Genomic DNA, 2,799 nt, shown 5'->3' on the forward strand with positions numbered 1-2,799 from the left:
CCAGCAGATTTGGGATAATGAATACCAGAGAAGATAACAGCATATACGAATTTGATGAAAAACCAAAGCAACCTAAAAATGACCTTGCCTCTATGGGGGTATATCTTTTTAACTGGGAGATATTAAAAAAATATCTTGCAAAAGATGATAAAAATAAAAGCTCAAGCCATGACTTTGGGAAGAATATAATTCCAGCTATGCTTAGTGCTGGTGTAAAACTGTATGCCTATCCTTTTAAGGACTATTGGAAAGATGTGGGGACCATAGAAAGCTTATGGCAAGCAAATATGGATCTGCTGAAAATCGATAATGAATTAAATCTATTTGATAAGGATTGGAAAATATATTCAGTTAATTCTCTTCAACCACCTCAGTATGTGTCAAGAGAATCAAAGGTGGTAAATTCTATGATTAGCGAAGGATGCAAAATTTTCGGGACAGTGGTAAACTCAGTTTTGTCTCCTGGTGTGCAGATAGGAAAAGGTGCATATGTATCAGATACAGTAATAATGCGTAATGCCATTATAAGGGAGAATACCATAATACATAGAAGCATTATAGGCAGCAGATGTGAAATCAACGAAGAATGCTCTATTGGCAAAGAAGACTCTTCAAACATAACCGTTGTTCCCTATGACTATTTCATGGAAGGGGGTACGGTATATGAATAATATTTTAGGCGTCATAAACCTTAATGAAAAAGAAGATAAAATTCATAAATTGACCTATAATAGGCCAATAGCATCCATCCCCTTTGCCGGCCGTTATAGAATAATAGACTTTGTCCTGTCCAATATGGTTAATTCCAAAATAGATAAAGTGTTTATGTTTACCAGGAATAAGTATCGCTCTTTAGTAGATCATATAGAGCACGGAAGACCCTGGGACCTGGATAGAAAAAATGAAGGCCTTTTTATGTTTAATCCTTTAATAAACTACTACTCTAATGTACGCAGAGGTGATATGGACATAATCAGAGATTATCTTGATTATATTTTTTATACCAAAGAGGAATACATAATCATTTGCCCAAGCAATATGATATGTACCGTTAATTTTAGGGATGTTTTAAAAAAGCATCTAGAAAAAAAAGCAGATATAACTGTAGTTTACAAAAACATAAAAGAATCAGATGAGATGTTTGAGGATTGTGATTCAATAGCCCTAGATGAAGATGGAATGGCTATTGATCTTATTCGCAAGAAAAAACAGCATAATAATGTGTTCATGGAAACATTTTTGATGAAAAGGAAGCTTTTTATTGACCTATTGAATAAAAAAATATTGGGAGCAGATCATGACCTTTTTAAAGACACGGTATTTGAGTTGAAAAATAATAAGAATATATATACCTATGAATATAAGGGTTATTTAGTTTGTATCAACTCAATAAAAGAATATTTTGGAAGAAGCCTTGATCTTTTATCTGAAGACACCATGGACAACTTATTCCATCAAACCTGGCCAATATTCACTAAAGTAAAAGATGAGCCTCCAACTATATACCAAAAAAACGCGGTGGTAGAAAATTGCCTTTTAGCTGGAGGCTGTTGTATTGAGGGGGAAGTATATGATTCTGTAATTTTTAGAAGAGTCAATATTCATGACACTGCCTCGGTAAAGTCCTGCATTCTAATGCAAAACACCACAGTAGAGCAGGGAGCAGTCCTTGAATATGCGATACTAGACAAAAATTCAAGAGTATCCAAGAATATGGTCTTAAAAGGAACTAGGGACAATCCAATAGTAATCGAAAAAGGTCAGATTATTTAAGGAGGTCGTAGGGATGATAAAAGTATTATTTGTAGCATCAGAATCAACTCCTTTCATAAAAAGTGGAGGGCTTGGTGAAGTAATACATTCACTTTCCAAAGAAATAAGAAAATCAGGGATAGATGCAAGAGTTATAATACCAAAATACTCAGATATTCCCTTCGATTTTAAGAAAAAAATGCAAAAGCTGGATGCTTTTACTGTAAATGTTGGATGGAGAAAGCAGCATTGCGGCATAGAATATATTGAGCATGAAGGAATACCCTTTTATTTAATAGATAATGAGTATTATTTTAAAAGAAGCGGGATGTATGGTTATTATGATGAAGCTGAAAGATATGCGTTCTTTTGTCGAGGTGTTTTAGAATCCTTGAAGCATATTGACTTTATTCCTGATATAATTCATTGTCATGATTGGCATACTGGGATGATAGCCCCAATATTGAAAGCAGATTATCCAAACTATAACCAAATTAAAACAATATTCACCATACATAACTTATATTATCAAGGAGTTTTCCCATATGAAATACTAGAGGATATATTAGGATTAGAGCCAGAAATGTTCAATATATCTGGAGTAGAGTTTTTTGGCGGGGTTAGCTTTATGAAAGGTGGAATAAATTACTCAGACATAATAACCACTGTAAGCCATAATTATGCTGAAGAAATAAAGACCCCCCTTTATGGAGAAAGACTGGACGGAATTTTTCGTGCAAAAAGCGCTATTTTATATGGAATAGAAAATGGAATTGACTATCATACATATGATCCAGGGAAGGATGATATGATATTTCAAAAGTATGATATTGATACATTATCTTTGAAAGCTATTAACAAAACCAAGCTCCAAAAAGAGCTTGGACTTTATGAGGATGAAAATGTTACTTTAATAGCCCTAGTTACCAGGCTGGTCAAACAGAAGGGTATAGACCTTATACTTACAAGAATAGAAAAGGAAATGAGAGATGACGCCCAAATTGTTGTTCTTGGTACGGGTGAAAAGTATTATGAGGATTTATTTGA

Annotated in this window: 3 protein-coding genes; all 3 read left to right on the forward strand. The window is 33.8% G+C overall.

The features are described from left to right. A partial coding sequence (locus tag COZ07_RS05645; protein WP_406607601.1) for a sugar phosphate nucleotidyltransferase occupies window positions 1-671 on the forward strand: 671 nt, incomplete at its 5' end. Then, complete coding sequence (glgD, locus tag COZ07_RS05650) at window positions 664-1,773, forward strand: glucose-1-phosphate adenylyltransferase subunit GlgD (RefSeq protein WP_406607602.1); 1,110 nt, start codon at window positions 664-666, stop codon at window positions 1,771-1,773. The genes COZ07_RS05645 and glgD, both read left to right, overlap by 8 nt. 13 nt (window positions 1,774-1,786) lie before the next feature. Beyond that, a partial coding sequence (locus COZ07_RS05655) for a glycogen synthase (protein WP_406607603.1) occupies window positions 1,787-2,799 on the forward strand: 1,013 nt, incomplete at its 3' end.

Origin of the sequence: Candidatus Infernicultor aquiphilus (assembly GCF_002784285.1) — a bacterium.
Taxonomy (GTDB): domain Bacteria; phylum Atribacterota; class Phoenicimicrobiia; order Phoenicimicrobiales; family Phoenicimicrobiaceae; genus Infernicultor; species Infernicultor aquiphilus.